A 16975-nucleotide genomic window follows, 5' to 3' on the forward strand; every position below is an offset into this window, starting at 1 on the left:
ATTCAGAAAATTTTGTGTAGAGAATATGGTGTTTCCTAATTTTACCATATTCTATTCCATTTTTACCTCCCCGAGTATCCTTGCCAGTTCGCTGATAACGTAACTGGTCATCATATTGATGTAAAAAGTGAATAGTTTACGAGTGGACGGAAAGGTAGTGAAAATAATAAGGGCAGCCTTAGCGGCTACCCTTTTGTAAGTTTTTTATTCTAATATCAAATCTTCTTTACTATGATATTCATAGATTTTAGATTTGGGATTATAACATTGATATTTCATTATATCATATTCATATTTTATAATCTCCACTTCCACGTTAGTTGATTTCACAATAGCCTTCTTATCAGGAAGTGGAATGAAATTTGAAAAATACGCTTTCAAATTCCTAACATCGTTTGTCATTCCCCAAAGTTTGAAGAAGAGGATTATTTGAAGAATGCCAAACACGATGATGATTAAATATACAAATGCTTCCATATTGAATTTTATTTTATCGTTTACTTAGCAAAAGTAAGAATTATGCTCCATAAGTGCAATTATTTTTCTTATTTTTTCAGTTCCCCAACAATTTTTTCCAGTTCCTCCACCGAAGTAACCTCCTTCAGTTCTACTTTGTCCGACTTATATTGTTTTGTAGTTTCTTTGCTTTCTCCAAACGTGTTATCAACTCCATAACATCATATTGAACAAAAGCCCATTTCCCATCTCCGTATCTTATACTCTCGTTAGTTTCAAGTGCTTGCATAACCATATCGTAAAGCGAACTATCTGTATCACACGCTATACCTGCTCTTCTTTCATTCTCTTTCATAAAGACACTAATAGCTATCTTTATAATTCTTATTTCATTTTCATAATCTTTGCGTTTTCTATACAATATAGCAAGCCTCTCGTATGGATGCTTAACAGGTAGTTGTGGAACGATTGCTTTTTCATAAACCTTTATAGCTTCATCTATCATTTTCTCTTTTTCCAAGTTTATGCCCAGACTTATCAAGCGCGAGCATTCATCGAAATGATTTGCTTCCGTGAAAGGTTCCGTTTGTATTGATTTCTTAAATTTTTCAACATCCAAATTAGATATTATTTCCAAAAGAGCATTTTCATCTAAAAGCAAGACATCTCGTGGAGCAGAGCCTTTCGCAACACCAACAACTCCCACATGCTCAAGTTGGTCAATTATTCGTCCTGCACGATTATATCCAATACTAAATCTTCTTTGTATTGCACTTGATGAACCTTGTTGCGTGGAAATTACAAGACGTGCAGCATCTAAAAAATATGGATCAAAATTAAGCGACTTTATAATGTTTTCTATTTTAGATTTATCTTCATCTTGTACCTCTAAATCTTGCGTTTCCTCTTCTTTCTCAGGTGTGTTGTATTGCAAAGAATTATCATTAGTATTATCAATAGTACGGCTATCTTCTGGATTAGGAATACATGAGCCTACAATTATACCACCGAGGAACAGTAATGGAAACCACCACCAAGAAGCGTTAGCGAATAAAGGAAGCGCAACAGAAAGAAAAATAGAAATGAAGATAACAAAAAATCGTAAAGGATTTGCATTTATTATTTGGTTTTCTTGCTGTCTTTTTAATTCTTTTTGTCTGGATTTTTTGACACCACTTATTTTTTGTCTTGTATAAAGACCTGTTCCAGGTATTCCTACGTTTGTATAAACACCTTTTCTTCCTATTGTAACCTTTGCACCTCGTGGTCCAACAGATAGACTTGTACCACTTTTACTTACATTTAAGTGTACACCTTTGACTATTTTAATACGCTTGCGAAATAGAATTCCCATTATTTTCTATTACTTACAAGTTTTTCCAACTCCTGCCAACTATCGGCATGGTAAATCTCACTCCCATCTTTGATTAAGGCAACAAAATCTCCAGCTCCAGCAATTTCCTCTGGCGATGCGAACAACTGCCACATAGGAACGTCAAGGGCGGTGGCAATCTCAACCAATGTTGGGTATGACGGACTTTTTAACTTCGCAAATAAATTTTGTTTGGAAGTTCCTATTTTTTCAGCAAGGGATGTAACGGTATATCCGTGTTCCTTAATTACATCTTCTATTCTATTCATATTGCAAAGATAGTATATAATTGACAAAAGTAAAATATATCATTTACTAAATAGTGTTAAAATCAAAAAATAGTTTGACTTTTATTTGTTTTAGTCAAATATATTATTTACCTTTGCATCGTGATTAGTTCACAAGTGAGTTACAGATTTTCGTGCAAGCCTTTGAGCCTTTCTCACTTAAAAGAAAAACGACTGAAAGAGCAAGAAACAAAGTAAAACAATTAAAAACATTGCAATCATGGAAGTTATACATTTCAAAAACAGAAAATTAGATCTTGACGGTGCATTATTCATTAATGGTGAAAAAGACTATTCAGCATGCACAGCTACAGTAAGCAGCAGAAAATTTAAGACGCTCAAAGGCACGATACAGTGGCTAAACAAAAGAGGTTATACAGAAGCATAAGTAAAACAATTAAAAACATAAAGTTATGGCAACCACATTCAAAAATCAGTTAAGCAGCATCATGCGAATGGCATGGGTATTTGTTCGCAAGTATGGATTTACCATGAGCGAGGGTTTGAAACAGGCATGGCTCAATGCCAAGTTAAAGAAAGAGTTGGGCAAGCGTATCGTCAAGTTTTACTTCACTAAAATAAACGGTGAGATAAGAGAGGCATACGGCACGCTCGCAAGTGATAAGATACCGCCTATTGCAGGCACAGACAACCGTAAGCGCAACGACAGTTTACAGGTGTATTTTGATACGGTCAAGGGCGAATGGCGGTGTTTTAAGATAGCCAATCTTTTAAGGCTGGCATAACGTAAAATGGTGGGCGATGCTCACGCACTGCCCACCGTGTAAACAATTTTACAACTATGGCGCACAACAATGTACGCACAATAATCACAACAAAAGTAATAAACTATAATTAAAAAGAAAGAACATGGACAAGAATTTTGAAAAACAGCAGCGTGGGTGAATAAGACAGTAGCCCATGCAATCGAAACAGAGAAGAGTAAGAAACCAAAGGTATTTAAGAATATTTAACGCAACGTTTAGATAAACGAAATTTGGCATCTATTAGGGCAAAGGCTAATTTTGCAATAAACAACCCGCTTGTGTGGTGGCTGGCGGTAGAGAAGAAATTTAAGGGGCATTGATTTTAGGTGTAAGCTACCACTTTAGACACCTTTAATCTCTGCCCCTGTTTTATAAAAAGAAAGGGCGGTGTCTGACCACACCACCCAAATATAAACAAAATATTCAAATATGAATACACCCAATTGTTTACGATTACAAAGGTAGTAAGATTTCTTTTGCCAACGGCAAAAATGTAATGGTAAATGCAACCGAAATGGCTAAATCGTTTGGAAAGACAACGAAAGATTGGTTGCGTACTAACGCATCAAGCGAGTTTATTAACTCATTATCAGTTGTTAGGCAAATATGCCCATCACAATTAGTAGTTGTCAAAAAAGGAAATAGTAACGAATTTGAGCAAGGCACTTGGATGCACGAAGATGTTGCCTTAGAGTTCGCCCGCTGGCTTAGCCCCGCATTTGCCATTTGGTGCAACGACCGCATAAAAGAGTTGCTGAAATACGGCATGACAGCCACGCAGCCAACGCTTGACGAAATGCTGAACAACCCAGACCTCGTTATCAGAATGGCTACACAGCTCAAACAAGAGCGTGCAGAAAAGACACGGCTTGAGGCAGAGAACGCACAGGCAAACGAGCGTATATCATTGCAAGACACGCAACTCAAACAACAAGCCCCCAAGGTGAAATCCTATGATGAATACATTTCTTCTGACGGAACTTTCACCACCACGCAGATAGCCAAAGAGTACGGCTGGGGCGCAAAGACGCTCAATAACAAGTTGAAAGAGCGTGGCATACAGTACAAGCAAAACAGGCAATGGCTGCTTACGGCAAAGTATGACGGTAAGGGTTATACAAGGTCTATACCGTGTACCTTTACATACAGCGACGGCACTATCGGCACGCAGATGCAGACCGTGTGGACAACAAAGGGGCGTGAGTTCATTCATAGCCTATTCGACGCAGCATAAATTTATCACATATTAAACTTACAAAACAATTATAAAGCTATGACAACAAAAGATATAACCTTACGGACAATTACACTTAGCGAAGAAACGGCAGCGTTGTTTGACTGCAAGAAACTATTGGACGAGTGCTTTAACAAGATAGGCGAAGTACATGATACGTTTTTCAGCTATAACGAGCAGTTTGACGAAAAACTGGGCAAAGGCTATGTAGCGATAAACGATCTTATCATTGGCTTGCTAACTGACCAGATAGACATCAACAGCACAGAGAGTAGATACAAGGTAATTTAATTTGCGACAATCCGCCTATTGTTGTTTATTCAACAGGCGGATTTTACATAAACAACATTATTAACAGTATCTTTGTGTCATATCGCGGGGTAGAGCAGTGGAAAGCTCGTCGCTTTGACTTGGCGAAGGTCGTGCGTTCGATTCGCACCCCCGCAACTAAGACGCAAAGGTGTTGGTAATATCAAAAACTTTAAGTAATTTTACAGAAAAAAGAAAATGAAAAAACTGACATTACAAATCAACAAAGAGAGCTTTCTGGCAATCATGAAAGGTGAGCAGAAGGTAGAACATCGCTATGTATACCCAAGCAATCAAAAGAAGTATGTGAAGTTCAAATGCGACGGCAAGGTGTACGATTCACAGGATGACATACCAGATGGCGAGTTGGATATTGAAGTGCTGCCAATTAAATATGACGCATTGTATCTCATCAACGGCAGACGTAAAGATGCGCCACGTCTTACGGTAGAAGTAGAGCGTGCCGAATTCATTATCTTTACTGATGAAAACGGCAATGATATAATATATGAAGAAAATGGGATTGAGTATGTAGGGTGTCAAGTATGGTACCATCTTGGAAAGATACTCGATACTGAGAATGTTTAACTTAAATATTTAGCTGAGTCAAAGCAAGAATTAACAGAATCGCAGGGCCTCGCCGTAATATGAATGGCGCAGGTTTAGGTGGAAGACTTGTGGCAAACCGTAGAGGCGCAGGGACGCAACTCGGTAGCCGTGAAATGAGACGGGCAGATTTACGTGCTGCCTTTGGTGCAGGTGGCTAATGAACAAGTACTTGCAAACAATTGAGATAATACGGCGTGTTAGGCAAGAGACTGACACTGCCGTATTATACTATTCGGCTGGTGGAAAGGATGGTATTGCTTTATTGGATATGTTGGCACATGAATTCAATAAGGTGATATGCTATTATATGTACATCATACCTAATTTAGACCATATACGCCCTTATATTCATTGGGCAAACGCCCACTATGAAAATGTTGAAGTTAGGACGATAAAGCACTATCAGAGCGACTATTTTGAAAAATATGGTCTTTTCTGTGAGCCTAATGAAGATATTAAAACAAGAAGTGTCGGTGATATAGAGCAGTATGTGAGAGACCAAACAGGCATAAAGTATGGTTTCAGCGGAATGAAAGGCGTGGATGGTTATATGAAGCGCATGCGCCTTAAAAAGTTCGCTAAAACAGGCTATATCACAGACAAGGGAATGGTTTACCCTATTGCTTTATGGACTAACAAAGAAGTCTTGAGGTATATTGAGCGGAAAAATCTTATCAAGCCATTTGTATATGAAGAGGGGAAAGTGAGCCAAGGGTTTGGCGTCAACCTGCCAACGCTACTTATGTTGAAAAAGAAGTATCCCAATGACTACAAGAAGACGTTAATGAAATTTCCATTTGCGGAAAAACTGATATTTGATTATGAAAGAGAACAAAATAAAACAACCGCAGCAAATAACGATTAAGCGCAGCGAGATAAACTTTGCTCACTACAATCCAAGAAAAATATCTAATGAAGCAAGAATGCAATTAAAATCTAATTTAAAGCGTATCGGACTTCTTGGAGGAATTGTTTGGAACAAGACAACTGGGAATCTTGTCAGTGGGCATCAGCGTGTGTCTGTCATGGATGACGTAAACAGATATGAGAACGGACAGAATGATTATGAAATAAGGGTTGAGGTTGTTGAACTGGACGAAAAGACGGAAAAGGAACAGAATATTTTCATGAACAACCGTAGTGTTCAGGGAGAATTTGATACAGATATGTTGGAAACAATGTTGTCGGATATTGACTTCTCCAACGCAGGTCTTGATGAATTTGATTTGCAGATGCTTGGAGTAGGTGACATTGAAGAAACCGATATATCAGACTTGTCTTGGGATGAATCCGAAACAGCAGAAAGTAACAATCTTCAAAATCTTGCATTTACATCAAAAGATGGAGAGGAGGATAAAAAGATCGACAGGAGTGTAAATTTTTACGAGGACACTCCAGAGAACCAAATTAAGCGGCATAATGAAATAAAGAAGATTAAAGACAGAATTGAAAATCAGAAATCTTCTGATGGAGGCGCATTGAGTTATGTTGTATTGTCTTTCCCTACTCCAGAAGCGAGAATACGTTTTATGGCAGGGCTTGGATATACGGAGGAAGATAAATATGTGGACGGAGAAGAGTTCGCACATAAAATAGAATTTGGAGAATAACAAACATTAAGCGTTAAAAGTTATGGCAAAACCAAAATATGATTACGACAGCGATTACTTCTACCAGCGTATACAAGAGAGTGCGGACAGGCAGATGCAGGAAAATCATATCATTTGGGATAAAGTCATAGCAGCGGATTTGGGGTTTGAAACACCAACGACATTCTCTGAAATGAAAAACGGTGAATATCGTGCGTGGTCGAAAGAAGAAAATGAGAGGAGAAGCAAACGAATTAACGATTTGCTTTCGCGCGCCCGTGCGGGTGTAGAGCCAGAAGTGTGGAAGATGGTACTCGAAATGGGGCTTGGAAAAGTACAGGCACAGGACATCACCTTCGACAAGATTGGCGACAAGATACAGGACGAGCAGCGCATCACCGTCCATAAGCTCCCTCCCAACCTTAACGCCTTGCAGATGTGGTTAAGACACCATTCGCAGATGTACCGAAGTATAGAGAGTGGAAAGTTGGAGGATGAGGAAAACAGCGATATTCCAACGGATGTCAATCATGGCATTGATATTGGCAAGTGGATAGAAAAGGAGGTGAGTGATGATTAAGACGCATAAGGTCTATTATCCTATATACGCTAACAAGGATAAGTTTATTATCCTCATAACAGGAGGTCGTGCCAGCGGAAAGTCGCATTTTGTGTCTTCATTCCTTGAGCGTCTGACGTTCGAGATGACACCAGTAGATAAAATAGTGCATCAGATTCTTTATACACGTTACACGATGGTCTCCGCCAACATATCCATTATCCCTGAATTCCTGGAAAAGGCTGAATTGGACGGTACTCAAAAATACTTTCGATCTACTCGTTCGGATGTGACCAACAGAATGACAGGAAGCACAGTGATGTTCAGGGGACTGAAAACAAGTTCTGGAAACCAAACGGCAAAATTAAAGTCCATTCACGGTATCACCACTTTTGTCGTTGACGAAGCGGAGGAATGGGTGTCGGAGAAAGAATTTGAAACTATCATGCTCTCCATACGTCAGAAAGGCATACAAAATAGAATTTTTATTATCATGAACCCTACGGACAACAACCACTGGGTTTACAAACGTTTCATAGAAAACACACATAAGGAGGTGATGTATGACGGCATTCCTGTTCAGATAAGCACGCATCCTAATGTGTTGCACATCCATACCACCTACTTGGATAACCTTGAGAATTTATCGCAGGAGTTTATCAACGAGGTGGAGGATATGAAAGCCAACAACCCCGAAAAGTATGCTCACACCGTCATGGGCAGGTGGGCGGATGTTGCAGAGGGTGCAGTGTTCAAGCATATCGGTGTCGTTAAGGAGTTTCCGAAGTGGTGCAAGAAAGTGGCAATTGGTCTTGATTTTGGCTATACTAACGATGTGAGTGCTGCCATGATGTGCGGAATGATAGACGACAACCTTTATGTTGACGAATTGTTTTATCGGACAAACATGCTCTCTTCCGACCTGATTAAGGCTTTGCACAGATATGAGATGAAAGTCTTTTCAGACAGCGCAGACCCACGTCTTGTGCAAGAAATTCATAATGGAGGAATAAAGATATACCCTGTTGAAAAGGGCGCAGGCTCAATTATCGCAGGAATCGACAAAATGAAGTCTCTTAATATCTTTGTCACCGAAAGGTCTTACAACCTCCGAAAAGAGTTCCTTAATTACGTTTGGGACAAAGACAAGGACGGAAATTATATCAACCAACCGATAGACGCATGGAATCACGGAATTGATGCTACCCGCTACTGGGTTTTAGCGACACTTTTAGGTAAGATACAAAAACCAAAGAGCGACATCGCAGCAGCGTTCGCCAGATAAACAGGATAACGATATGAAGAAATATATAGTGAAATCTTGGTCTTCTGCACATGGAAAACAAAGGATAACGAGAGTTGAAGCCGAATCGGAAGAAGATGCAAGGCAAGCCGTAAGAGTTTATTACCGCTTTGATAGTATTGAAAGTGTAACATTAGCAGGATAACAACATTAAACAGGATATTTTAGCACTCAAATATGCAGAAAATGTGGGTAATGTTTTAAAAGCCGTTTCTATCAGCATGGATGATATAGCAGCTCTGAATACGGAACAATTAGCAAAAAAAAATGACAAAAGTAGAGTTAGGATAACGATATGGAAACACCAAAGACATTAGATGAAATCCTCGCACTTGAGGACATTGACCAAAAGATAGCCTATCTTAAGAAAGGCAGGCGCACATCGCAGCCAGATACAGATAAAAATTTGGCAGACTGGAATCCAAAACTCCATGACATCATGAAGCCAGAAATCTATCCGAAGATAAAGGTGCTGGTTAAAATGGAGGATGTTAAGTTTGACCCAGAGACAGGGAAGTCAATTAAGACTCCTGCCAAATACGAGATGAAAGAGCCTAACCGCATCGCACTCCCTATCGAGCAGGACATCGTGAACATCCATACGGCATTTACTGTCGGAATGGAGCCTTCGTTGGACTGTCAGCCAGAGGATGACAAGGAAAGAAGCGTGTTTGAGTCTGTAAAGCAAGTATTCAAGAAAGACAAACTGAAATATCAGAACCGCAAGATTGTGCGCTCTTGGTTATCAGAGCAGGAGGTTGCGGAGTATTGGTATGTGGTTAAAGATGACAGCTTTTGGACTAAACTGAAAAGGAAGATTGCAGGCGTTTTCGGTAAGACATTGCCTGAATATCGCTTGAAATCGCAAATATGGTCTCCGTTCAGAGGGGATAAGCTATATCCGTTCTACGACAATAATGGCGACATGGTTGCTTTCTCCCGTGAGTACAAAACAAAGGATTTGGACGGTAACACCCATCCCGTATTTATGACCATTACCGACACTATGGTGTTTCAGTGGAACATGGATAAGACTTGGGAAGCCAACACCGAGAGAACGTTCAAGCACGGTTTTAAGAAGATACCTGTAATCTACACATTCCGCAGCGAAACCCTTTGCAAGAAGATAAAACCACAGCGTGGGAGGCTGGAAAAGACCCTAAGCAGTTATGCCGACTGTTTGGATAACCACTACTTCCCTATGCTCATGCTCTTTGGTGACATTCAGCCTGACTTGATCACAGGTGACGCGAGAAACCGAATGATGAATCTAACAGGCGACGGAGCAAATGCGCAATATCTCACTTGGAATCAGTCAAGTGACCCTATAAAAGTGGAGATTGAAACATACTTCAATCAGATATACGGCTTGACAAATACGCCACGCATCTCCTTCGACCAACTTAAAGGTGTAGGAAACGCATTGAGCGGTACAGCCTTTCGATACGTCTTCATGGCGGCACACATGGCAGTGCAGAATCATGCGGAGGAGTTAGGATCGTTTTTCCAACGTCGTGTAAACTTCCTCACTTCCGCCATTGGCGCATTGAACACATCGCTTGAAGAAGCCAGCCATACCGTTGACATTGAGACAGAGATAGTTCCGTTTATGATAGACAGCGAGAGTGACAAGGTAACCACCGCAGTCGCTGCCGTGAGTGGCGGAGTATGGTCTCTTGAGCATGGAATTGCTTACTGCTCCAACTATGGCGAGTTACAGGACGAGTTGCAGCAGATTAGGGAGGAACAGAAAGAAAAAGCGCAGCAGCAGACAAAGCCAGCCGAGCCAAAGGAGCGTCAATTATGAAAGTATATCTGTTAAAATTTGACCACAAAAACTACTATGGTGGTGGAATGGTAATCATTGCCGCTAACAGCGAAGAAGAAGCAGAAAAGTTGGCTAAAGAAGAATGGTGGTTTTACTGTATGTTAGACCCTGTTGAGTATGAGTACTTGACAGCAAATGTTACAGAGCCGCAAATTTTAGCCGAAGATGTGTATGAAGAATAGTGGTCAAATTCGACCACTTTAGGATAATTTTTTTTATCTATCGTTTACGTTTTTAGGCTTTCGTTCGTGAGGATAGAAGCCTTTCTTTATGTCTTTTTCGCAACAATAAGGCAATTGTTGTTTTTATGACTGTAAAAAACTTCATAACATATAGGATAAGGCGTAATTTTGGACAAAAGATTGTTTCAGGATAACACTTTAAAGTATGAACATTTACGAACAGATTTTGGCAGCTCTCAAAACCAAGTTTCAAGGGGTTGAGGTAGCCACCCTCCAACGGATTGCAAGCAAGAAGTCAGAGGGAGTAACGGACGAGAGCAAGGTAAACTCTATCGTTGAGGGTATCTCCTTTCAGGACGTATTAAACAGTTATGGTGACTATCGGGCTGATGGAGCGCAGAAGACCGCAATTTCAAATTACGAGAAGAAGCACAACATCAAGGACGGTAAGCCTATTGAGGAAACCAAACCACAAACACCTGCACCTACTCCACAGCCTAAGCCAGCAGAGGAAGTGCCAGCATGGGCGCAGAGCCTTATTGATTCCAACAAGACTTTGAGTGAGAAGTTGGCAGCCATGGACGCTAAGACAAAGGCGGACATCCGTGACCAGCAGATTGATGAGGTGGCGAAGTCGTTTGGCATTCCCGAATTTGCCTACAAGGGCAAGCAAATCGCTGATGATGCAGATCTTAACCAATACTTCACTGACTTGAAGCAGGAGATGCAGAACAGCGGTTTCCAGTTCGTCAAGTCTCCCGAAGAGGGAAACCACGAACATCAAAGCGAGATAAGTTCCATCGCCGAACAAATCGAAAAAGGAACAAAAGAGATTGTAGAACAGAATAACAAGTAAAAATTATGGCAGCAGGATTTGTTTATAATTTGAAGCCCAAAGAAGTGCAGGAGGAACGCTATGACGTTTCAACTGGTATTCGCAGACGTGGAAACTATATCCTCGATGTGGCAGGGCTGGAAGTAGGAAGTTACGTTCCTTCATTCCTACCAATAGCAGCGGACTTGAAAGCTAAGACCGCAAAGATTGTCGTGCGTGCGCTGGTCGTTGAGACAGCAGACACATCAGCAACGAAAATCAAGGTAGCCAAGAATCCTTATATAAAGGATGGTATGACACTTGGCACTGGAAAAAATGGTGCAGTCGTTCAGTCTATCGATCGCACCAATGCCGACTATGACGAGGTTATGCTCGCAGCAGCATTTGGTGCAAAGGTAAACACAGGAGACACTCTGTTTGAGGCTTCGGCAGCAGGAGGCACTACTCCCAAAGCGGTTGCTAACTCGGCTCTGTACGAGAATCACAAAGTAACGGAAGGTATCAACAGCGTTGCGCTCTTGATGCGTGCTTTTGAGATAGAACCAGAGAAATTGGTGATGCCGTTCTGTGCAGCAGACAAAGCCAACCTCCCTCATTTCCAGTTTAACGAGTAAAAAGAAAGGACAAGATTATGACATTGACAATTCAGACTTTGTTCAACGAACCCGCAATCGTGGGTGCAGTTATCAACCGTGTCCTTCAGACCCGTAAGGACGCTATTTATTGGCAGCAGTACCTCGACTTCCGACGTACTACAACCAGAGTGTTTAAGGATTACATTGGCTCCGTCCGTGGCGTTATGGCAGGTAGCATCAACTCGCAGTTTGGTGAGAAGCCTATCCGTGAGCGTCAGAACATCGGAAGCGGATATGGTGAGATTGCCTATCTTGGTGACCGTTATCAGATGAGCGTAGACCGTCTGTCAGACCTCCAAGACCTCATTGATAAGTACAACGCAGCAAATGCAGCAGGACAAGTTTCCGCTCTGAATGACATCATCGCTTTCATATATGACGACTACCGACAGGTAATGCTCGCAGCCCACAAGCGTATGGATTTGGTTGTCGGCTCTCTCATCATGACGGGCAAGGCGAAAGTCCGCAATAAGGACAAGGCGCAGAGCGAGCAGGGAGCGACCGAGTTCCTCGACATCGAGCTTCCGATGAACACCATCGTTTTGCAGGACAGCGACATCGTCGTGGACAGCAAGAAGAAGATGGTAACGTTCCTGATGAACAAGCTCAACGAGATTGCTCCCGACTTCGGCAAGTATGCCAAGATGCTGATGAGCCGCGGTACGTTCGTCAAGCATATCATTGGTTCTTCGGAGTTCGGTGACATGTTCAAGATGCAGCTTGGGCAGAACCAAATGTACCTCTCAACAGGGTTGGTTACATCTGAATTGGCTTCGCAGCTGTTCACGGGCATCGGTCTTCCCGCTATCGAAATCAAGGACGATTACGTAAAGGAGCAGAACGGCAAGAACGTGCAGGTTTACGCAGATGGTCATATCACCCTCTTGCCACAAGAGAAGATTGGCTATATGCGTTACCACACTCCCTACGAGAGCACAGACCCCGTGCCAGGCATGACCTACACTCCTACTGGTGATGGTGATATGCTCGTGGCTGCTAATCGTGACCACAACGGGCGTTACTTAGAGTACACCGCAGAATGGATACCACAGATTGCAGACCCAACGCTCATTACAACTTTAGACCTTACTAAGTTGACGAAATGAACGTAAGGAAGTACATATCAGACAAGTTTCAGTCTTTCGGCATACAAGTGTCGGAGGCTGACTTGTTGGATATGTCTCTCAATGCAAAAGTAGCAATAGATGATGATGTAATGAGCGATAACGTAGATTCCATTTCTGTTGCTATTGCTCATTTCATTCCATCTCTTTTGCTTCGTCCTACTTCTATCAATGAGAGTGGTTTCTCTATGTCGTGGGATACTAAAGGCGTAAAGGACTATTACTCTCTCCTTTGTAAGAAGTACGGATTAAAGGACGAACTCAACGACAATAAACCGAAGATACGCATCTTATGATATTCGCACCACACATATTGCAGGTTAAAAGGGTAACACCATTCCAAGAGGATGAATTTGGGCATCCTATCCCTAATACGGGTGGTGTGAGTTGGAAGACGTTGTGCAAATGTCGTTGTGATGACAACACCACAAAGGAGTTCAAATCAGCCAATGGAGAAGTGTACCGACCGAATTACCATGTAGTATGCGAAATGCGTGTAAATATAAAAGCTGGAACAGAAGTAAGATGTCTTGAAGGCAATTGCGTGCGTGGAGAAGGAAAGGTCTATATTTCAAAGAAAACCAACTATTTCAATTATTCTGAATTATGGTTATAGACGGTGATTTTTCTGATGTAGATAAATTCTTTGAGGGCGGAGAGTTGGATGTGGAAAGCGCAATGGCTAAAGTCGGTGAGGAAGCCGTTGAGGATGCCAAAGCAAACCATACCTACAAGAACCGAACGAGAAACCTTGAATCCTCCAATAAGTACGAAACCGATAAAGATGGACTCACGCTAAGTAATACAGCTGACTATGCTTCTTATGTAGAGGCAAAGGGATTTGACGTATTGAGCGGTTCGGCATTGAGAGCGGAAAAGAAGTTGAAAGAAATATTTGAATGATAGTTACTACCGACATAGCTGATATTCTATACCGAGATTGCAAATGCTTTGGAATAAAGATAGTGCCTTTCGGGAAAACCCTCACAGGGGAGCTGCCCGATGAGCGCATCACTATCCATGTCAAAGGGCAGACACCAGAAAAATATTGGGAGAAATGCTTTGTGGAAGTCAATTTATGTGTTCCTGACTTGACAGACAGCACCGCATGCAATGTGGTAGACACTGTTGCCAATTTCATACGGCTAAGAGAGCTTGAACGTAAGGCAAAAGCTGACTTTAGAAGCGTAACTGGAAGGTATAAAAACACGACGTATCACTATGAGGTGCATACTATCTCTATTGAAGCGGACACAGCTTTGAAGTGTCATTTTGTTAATTGTAGATTATTGTTTAATGTATTAAATACGATTTGATTATGGGAAAGACTATTACAGCCGTCAATATCAAAAAATTGTGGTACGGCGACACATCAAAGATTACAGCCAAGATTACAGGACAGACGTTGTTTGCTATGCTAAAGCAACTTACAGAAGTAAAGAACGTTCATCAGGAAACATGGACGCTGGAAGAAGCCGAAGCAAACAAGACTGCTTATAAAAATCAGCTGACTGGTAAGGTTTATCGCTCTGACAAGGAAATGGGAGAAGTGAAAATGAACTTTACGCTTGGTGAGTACGACTATCAGACCAAGGCAGACATGTTGGGTGGTACAGCCACAGAAACATCGTGGGAGCGTGCTGCTGGTAAGGTTAACATTGAGAAATGTCTTGTTGGACTGACAGAGGATGATCAGTATATCGTCATTCCTCGTGCCGATATTTCTGCTCGTGAGGCAACAACAGATAAGGCTGTTGGATTGCCTGTTGTAGGGACAGAGCTTGAGCCAACAGTAGATGGTGTAGCTCCTGAATATTGGTTTGACGTTTCCGTTGTCAAGGCAGGCTAATGAACTAACCGAATGTATAACGTAGGGTGGGAAGTGGCTTAGACCACCTCTCACCCTTTTTGTTTTTGATATGAACAAAGCAAGTAAATTGGTGTCTAATGCAATTATAGGAGCAGATTACATCATCGTGTATGTGAGCGGAAAGGCTTATCCAGTCCATCCACCAACCATTCACAGGCTCGCAGGTGCAATATCGTGTATCAGTGATTTGGAGTTTAGCGATAGTGCCACGTTAAAGGACATGTTGCTTTCCGCTAAGGACTGCAAGGCATACGCAAAGGCTCTGTCATGGTTTATTAAAGGCAATCAGTCGTTGAGTGCTGAACTATCAAAGGGAACATTTGAAGAAGTATTGGATGCCCTTTCGTCTGCTTTTGACTTGGTTGGTGTAACCCCTTTCTTGAAAGCTGCCAGTTTGACGAGGAACGCAAGCCTGCTGGCAGCAAGTCCGAGATAGTCGGCAATCGCACCCTGTTGGGACAGATAGCGTCATTCATGGATAGCTTGCATCTGACGTATGACGAAGTGGTTAATAAAATTCCTTATCGAAACCTTGTCATCATGCAGAAAGACAAACAGCATGAGGTGTATGGAGACGTTGTGAAAACCATCAGTGGTAAGGATATGGCAAAACGTAGAAGTAAAAAATAAAACGATTATGGCAAAATTATCATTCAGGATAGAAGCGGAATGGGAAAAAGTGCAGAAGCTCCGTGAAGAAATAGAACGTTTGAAAAGGTCTATTGGCAATACAGACGCAGTTCAGAACCCTGTCGCTTTCAACAAACTGAACAGCAAGCTGCAACAAACTTCGCAGGAACTAAACAGCGTTACAGGGAATATTGCAAAGACGGCAGCCGCTATTGATACAAACTTCAAACAGAAAATTTACGACGCATCACAAAGCGTTAATCATTTTTCAGAGGAGATTATTAAGCAGAAAAAGATAATCGCTGACACAAAGGATGATATTCGTACGCTTTCAGAACAATATCGTAAGATGGGATCATACGAGAAAACAGTCTCTCCTATTGGTGGAAAACTACAACAAGCTAAAGATGCACTCGCAGAACAAAAATATTCACTTTTCTCTTTGACACAAGAGCAAGCCAAAGCTCGTCTGTCTGTAACGAAGCTCCGTGATGAGTATGCCTTGTTGAGAAAAGAGGGCGGCGGAACAGCTGACATGATGAATCTGCTTACTTCCAAGGTGAAACAGATGGGGACTGTTGTATTGGGTGGCATGGGGTTGAAAGAGCTTGCAAGCAGGATTATCTCTGTTCGTTCCGAATTTGAAAGCATGGAAACATCGCTTAAAGTCCTTTTAGGTGGCAATCAGAAACGGCTTAACGAAATTATGGGGCAAATCAAGGAGTATGCCCTTGCATCTCCACTAAACACAAAGGATATGGTCGGTGCCGTACAGATGATGACATCTTTTGGTATCGAAGCAGAGAAATCCATTGATTTTCTCAAAGCAATCGGTGATATATCCATGGGTGATACAGGAAAATTCAACTCCCTTGCGCTGGCATTTTCGCAGATGAGCAGTGCAGGAAAACTGATGGGACAAGACCTTATGCAAATGGTCAATGCTGGATTCAACCCGTTGGAGGAAATTGCACGTAAGACAGGAAAATCAATAGGAGAACTCAAAGAGGAAATGTCCAAGGGTGCTATCTCTTCCAAGATGGTTCAGGATGCTTTCATCTCCGCCACAAGTGCAGGTGGTAAGTTTTTTGGTATGTCGCAAGAGGGAGCGAAAACTCTCAACGGACAGATTTCCATGCTTCAGGAGAGCTTTGATATGATGTTCAATGAGATTGGACAAAAGGGTGAAGGTGTCATCATGGGTACTGTCAAAGCGGGAACTTACCTTGTTGAGCATTATGAGCAGGTAGGTAAGATTTTAGAGGGGTTGGTTGTAACTTATGGAGCATATAGGGTCGGATTAGCTTTATCCACGCTTGCACAAAATGGTCATACACTTGCCATGACACTTGCAAGGGCGCAGATACTACTCACACAAAAGGCACA

At 41.7% G+C, this 16975-nt stretch carries 26 protein-coding genes and 1 tRNA gene; 24 read left to right on the plus strand and 3 right to left on the minus strand.

Annotation, left to right across the window (positions count from 1 at the left end; translation table 11 throughout):
• Positions 1 to 204: 204 nt before the first annotated feature.
• From HMPREF0650_RS05820 to HMPREF0650_RS05830, 3 genes are all read right to left on the minus strand, one after another.
• Positions 205 to 477, minus strand: a complete 273-nt coding sequence (locus HMPREF0650_RS05820) for a hypothetical protein (protein ID WP_040562618.1) — start codon at positions 475 to 477, stop codon at positions 205 to 207.
• A 130-nt stretch (positions 478 to 607) separates the two neighbouring features.
• On the minus strand, positions 608 to 1810 hold the full coding sequence (locus tag HMPREF0650_RS13730; protein ID WP_004349109.1) for a DUF4236 domain-containing protein: 1203 nt from the start codon (positions 1808 to 1810) through the stop codon (positions 608 to 610).
• A complete protein-coding gene (locus tag HMPREF0650_RS05830; RefSeq protein WP_004349111.1) occupies positions 1810 to 2097 on the minus strand; it encodes a helix-turn-helix domain-containing protein in 288 nt (95 codons plus the stop codon). The genes HMPREF0650_RS13730 and HMPREF0650_RS05830 overlap by 1 nt, the downstream gene beginning before the upstream one ends.
• 238 nt (positions 2098 to 2335) lie before the next feature.
• Between HMPREF0650_RS05830 and HMPREF0650_RS13330 the strand changes: the two genes are divergently transcribed.
• From HMPREF0650_RS13330 to HMPREF0650_RS05935, 24 genes are all read left to right on the plus strand, one after another.
• Entirely contained in the window at positions 2336 to 2503 is a 168-nt protein-coding gene (locus HMPREF0650_RS13330) for a DUF1391 family protein (RefSeq protein WP_004349112.1), read from the plus strand.
• Positions 2504 to 2528: 25 nt separating this feature from the next.
• A complete protein-coding gene (locus tag HMPREF0650_RS05835) occupies positions 2529 to 2861 on the plus strand; it encodes an SH3 beta-barrel fold-containing protein (RefSeq protein ID WP_004349113.1) in 333 nt (110 codons plus the stop codon).
• Between the two features lie 463 nt (positions 2862 to 3324).
• Positions 3325 to 4116, plus strand: a complete 792-nt coding sequence (locus HMPREF0650_RS13265; protein WP_281032258.1) for a phage antirepressor KilAC domain-containing protein — start codon at positions 3325 to 3327, stop codon at positions 4114 to 4116.
• Positions 4117 to 4155: 39 nt separating this feature from the next.
• Complete coding sequence (locus HMPREF0650_RS05845) at positions 4156 to 4407, plus strand: hypothetical protein (protein ID WP_040562623.1); 252 nt, start codon at positions 4156 to 4158, stop codon at positions 4405 to 4407.
• An 83-nt stretch (positions 4408 to 4490) separates the two neighbouring features.
• Positions 4491 to 4563 (plus strand) — tRNA-Val (locus HMPREF0650_RS05850).
• Positions 4564 to 4623: 60 nt separating this feature from the next.
• Positions 4624 to 5013: a hypothetical protein gene (locus tag HMPREF0650_RS05855; RefSeq protein ID WP_004349117.1), complete on the plus strand. Its 390-nt coding sequence runs from the start codon at positions 4624 to 4626 to the stop codon at positions 5011 to 5013.
• 178 nt (positions 5014 to 5191) lie between these two features.
• Positions 5192 to 5899, plus strand: coding sequence for a phosphoadenosine phosphosulfate reductase domain-containing protein (locus tag HMPREF0650_RS05860; protein WP_004349120.1), 708 nt, complete (start codon positions 5192 to 5194; stop codon positions 5897 to 5899).
• The gene (locus HMPREF0650_RS05865) at positions 5856 to 6644 is read left to right on the plus strand and encodes a ParB N-terminal domain-containing protein (protein ID WP_040562626.1); all 789 of its coding nucleotides are present in this window, start codon (positions 5856 to 5858) and stop codon (positions 6642 to 6644) included. Before HMPREF0650_RS05860 ends, HMPREF0650_RS05865 begins: the two co-directional genes overlap by 44 nt.
• A 22-nt stretch (positions 6645 to 6666) precedes the next feature.
• A complete protein-coding gene (locus tag HMPREF0650_RS05870) occupies positions 6667 to 7203 on the plus strand; it encodes a hypothetical protein (RefSeq protein WP_004349123.1) in 537 nt (178 codons plus the stop codon).
• Positions 7196 to 8467, plus strand: coding sequence for a PBSX family phage terminase large subunit (locus HMPREF0650_RS05875; RefSeq protein ID WP_004349124.1), 1272 nt, complete (start codon positions 7196 to 7198; stop codon positions 8465 to 8467). Before HMPREF0650_RS05870 ends, HMPREF0650_RS05875 begins: the two co-directional genes overlap by 8 nt.
• Before the next feature lie 13 nt (positions 8468 to 8480).
• Positions 8481 to 8630 (plus strand): hypothetical protein, encoded by a 150-nt coding sequence (locus HMPREF0650_RS13090; protein WP_004349125.1) that lies wholly within the window; start codon positions 8481 to 8483, stop codon positions 8628 to 8630.
• A gap of 150 nt (positions 8631 to 8780) precedes the next feature.
• Positions 8781 to 10292, plus strand: coding sequence for a phage portal protein (locus HMPREF0650_RS05880; protein ID WP_004349127.1), 1512 nt, complete (start codon positions 8781 to 8783; stop codon positions 10290 to 10292).
• The gene (locus tag HMPREF0650_RS05885) at positions 10289 to 10495 is read left to right on the plus strand and encodes a hypothetical protein (RefSeq protein WP_004349128.1); all 207 of its coding nucleotides are present in this window, start codon (positions 10289 to 10291) and stop codon (positions 10493 to 10495) included. The genes HMPREF0650_RS05880 and HMPREF0650_RS05885 overlap by 4 nt, the downstream gene beginning before the upstream one ends.
• A 205-nt stretch (positions 10496 to 10700) precedes the next feature.
• Positions 10701 to 11351, plus strand: a complete 651-nt coding sequence (locus HMPREF0650_RS05890) for a hypothetical protein (protein WP_004349131.1) — start codon at positions 10701 to 10703, stop codon at positions 11349 to 11351.
• Positions 11352 to 11356: 5 nt separating this feature from the next.
• Positions 11357 to 11944, plus strand: coding sequence for a head fiber protein (locus tag HMPREF0650_RS05895; RefSeq protein ID WP_004349132.1), 588 nt, complete (start codon positions 11357 to 11359; stop codon positions 11942 to 11944).
• 17 nt (positions 11945 to 11961) lie between these two features.
• Positions 11962 to 13071 carry a hypothetical protein gene (locus HMPREF0650_RS05900; protein WP_004349134.1) on the plus strand — a complete coding sequence of 370 codons (1110 nt, stop codon included), beginning with the start codon at positions 11962 to 11964 and terminating at the stop codon, positions 13069 to 13071.
• The gene (locus HMPREF0650_RS05905) at positions 13068 to 13385 is read left to right on the plus strand and encodes a DUF6706 family protein (RefSeq protein WP_004349135.1); all 318 of its coding nucleotides are present in this window, start codon (positions 13068 to 13070) and stop codon (positions 13383 to 13385) included. The genes HMPREF0650_RS05900 and HMPREF0650_RS05905 overlap by 4 nt, the downstream gene beginning before the upstream one ends.
• The gene (locus HMPREF0650_RS05910) at positions 13382 to 13705 is read left to right on the plus strand and encodes a hypothetical protein (RefSeq protein ID WP_004349136.1); all 324 of its coding nucleotides are present in this window, start codon (positions 13382 to 13384) and stop codon (positions 13703 to 13705) included. The genes HMPREF0650_RS05905 and HMPREF0650_RS05910 overlap by 4 nt, the downstream gene beginning before the upstream one ends.
• Positions 13696 to 13992 (plus strand): HK97 gp10 family phage protein, encoded by a 297-nt coding sequence (locus HMPREF0650_RS05915; RefSeq protein WP_004349137.1) that lies wholly within the window; start codon positions 13696 to 13698, stop codon positions 13990 to 13992. Before HMPREF0650_RS05910 ends, HMPREF0650_RS05915 begins: the two co-directional genes overlap by 10 nt.
• Entirely contained in the window at positions 13989 to 14405 is a 417-nt protein-coding gene (locus HMPREF0650_RS05920) for a hypothetical protein (RefSeq protein WP_040562629.1), read from the plus strand. Before HMPREF0650_RS05915 ends, HMPREF0650_RS05920 begins: the two co-directional genes overlap by 4 nt.
• Positions 14406 to 14407: 2 nt before the next feature.
• Positions 14408 to 14938, plus strand: a complete 531-nt coding sequence (locus tag HMPREF0650_RS05925) for a hypothetical protein (RefSeq protein WP_004349139.1) — start codon at positions 14408 to 14410, stop codon at positions 14936 to 14938.
• Positions 14939 to 15008: 70 nt separating this feature from the next.
• Positions 15009 to 15395, plus strand: coding sequence for a hypothetical protein (locus HMPREF0650_RS05930; RefSeq protein ID WP_040562631.1), 387 nt, complete (start codon positions 15009 to 15011; stop codon positions 15393 to 15395).
• 38 nt (positions 15396 to 15433) lie between these two features.
• Positions 15434 to 15589: a hypothetical protein gene (locus HMPREF0650_RS13335; protein WP_169308984.1), complete on the plus strand. Its 156-nt coding sequence runs from the start codon at positions 15434 to 15436 to the stop codon at positions 15587 to 15589.
• A gap of 7 nt (positions 15590 to 15596) precedes the next feature.
• Positions 15597 to 16975 (plus strand): tape measure protein (locus tag HMPREF0650_RS05935; protein WP_004349143.1); only part of this gene is annotated, 1379 nt, incomplete at its 3' end.

This window comes from Hoylesella buccalis ATCC 35310 (assembly GCF_000177075.1).
GTDB classification, from domain to species: domain Bacteria; phylum Bacteroidota; class Bacteroidia; order Bacteroidales; family Bacteroidaceae; genus Prevotella; species Prevotella buccalis.

What these genes read in the sequence shown, in the direction of transcription:
- HMPREF0650_RS13090 (WP_004349125.1), top strand. Translation starts at nt 8,481, where the DNA reads ATGAAGAAATATATAGTGAAATCTTGGTCTTCTGCACATGGAAAACAA.
- HMPREF0650_RS05895 (WP_004349132.1), top strand. Translation starts at nt 11,357, where the DNA reads ATGGCAGCAGGATTTGTTTATAATTTGAAGCCCAAAGAAGTGCAGGAG.
- HMPREF0650_RS13330 (WP_004349112.1), top strand. Translation starts at nt 2,336, where the DNA reads ATGGAAGTTATACATTTCAAAAACAGAAAATTAGATCTTGACGGTGCA.
- HMPREF0650_RS05820 (WP_040562618.1), bottom strand. Translation starts at nt 477, where the DNA reads ATGGAAGCATTTGTATATTTAATCATCATCGTGTTTGGCATTCTTCAA.
- HMPREF0650_RS05880 (WP_004349127.1), top strand. Translation starts at nt 8,781, where the DNA reads ATGGAAACACCAAAGACATTAGATGAAATCCTCGCACTTGAGGACATT.
- HMPREF0650_RS05845 (WP_040562623.1), top strand. Translation starts at nt 4,156, where the DNA reads ATGACAACAAAAGATATAACCTTACGGACAATTACACTTAGCGAAGAA.
- HMPREF0650_RS05915 (WP_004349137.1), top strand. Translation starts at nt 13,696, where the DNA reads ATGGTTATAGACGGTGATTTTTCTGATGTAGATAAATTCTTTGAGGGC.
- HMPREF0650_RS05860 (WP_004349120.1), top strand. Translation starts at nt 5,192, where the DNA reads ATGAACAAGTACTTGCAAACAATTGAGATAATACGGCGTGTTAGGCAA.
- HMPREF0650_RS05905 (WP_004349135.1), top strand. Translation starts at nt 13,068, where the DNA reads ATGAACGTAAGGAAGTACATATCAGACAAGTTTCAGTCTTTCGGCATA.
- HMPREF0650_RS05885 (WP_004349128.1), top strand. Translation starts at nt 10,289, where the DNA reads ATGAAAGTATATCTGTTAAAATTTGACCACAAAAACTACTATGGTGGT.
- HMPREF0650_RS13730 (WP_004349109.1), bottom strand. Translation starts at nt 1,810, where the DNA reads ATGGGAATTCTATTTCGCAAGCGTATTAAAATAGTCAAAGGTGTACAC.
- HMPREF0650_RS13335 (WP_169308984.1), top strand. Translation starts at nt 15,434, where the DNA reads ATGGATAGCTTGCATCTGACGTATGACGAAGTGGTTAATAAAATTCCT.
- HMPREF0650_RS05865 (WP_040562626.1), top strand. Translation starts at nt 5,856, where the DNA reads ATGAAAGAGAACAAAATAAAACAACCGCAGCAAATAACGATTAAGCGC.
- HMPREF0650_RS05925 (WP_004349139.1), top strand. Translation starts at nt 14,408, where the DNA reads ATGGGAAAGACTATTACAGCCGTCAATATCAAAAAATTGTGGTACGGC.
- HMPREF0650_RS05875 (WP_004349124.1), top strand. Translation starts at nt 7,196, where the DNA reads ATGATTAAGACGCATAAGGTCTATTATCCTATATACGCTAACAAGGAT.
- HMPREF0650_RS05910 (WP_004349136.1), top strand. Translation starts at nt 13,382, where the DNA reads ATGATATTCGCACCACACATATTGCAGGTTAAAAGGGTAACACCATTC.
- HMPREF0650_RS05890 (WP_004349131.1), top strand. Translation starts at nt 10,701, where the DNA reads ATGAACATTTACGAACAGATTTTGGCAGCTCTCAAAACCAAGTTTCAA.
- HMPREF0650_RS05930 (WP_040562631.1), top strand. Translation starts at nt 15,009, where the DNA reads ATGAACAAAGCAAGTAAATTGGTGTCTAATGCAATTATAGGAGCAGAT.
- HMPREF0650_RS05920 (WP_040562629.1), top strand. Translation starts at nt 13,989, where the DNA reads ATGATAGTTACTACCGACATAGCTGATATTCTATACCGAGATTGCAAA.
- HMPREF0650_RS05870 (WP_004349123.1), top strand. Translation starts at nt 6,667, where the DNA reads ATGGCAAAACCAAAATATGATTACGACAGCGATTACTTCTACCAGCGT.
- HMPREF0650_RS05835 (WP_004349113.1), top strand. Translation starts at nt 2,529, where the DNA reads ATGGCAACCACATTCAAAAATCAGTTAAGCAGCATCATGCGAATGGCA.
- HMPREF0650_RS05830 (WP_004349111.1), bottom strand. Translation starts at nt 2,097, where the DNA reads ATGAATAGAATAGAAGATGTAATTAAGGAACACGGATATACCGTTACA.
- HMPREF0650_RS05900 (WP_004349134.1), top strand. Translation starts at nt 11,962, where the DNA reads ATGACATTGACAATTCAGACTTTGTTCAACGAACCCGCAATCGTGGGT.
- HMPREF0650_RS05855 (WP_004349117.1), top strand. Translation starts at nt 4,624, where the DNA reads ATGAAAAAACTGACATTACAAATCAACAAAGAGAGCTTTCTGGCAATC.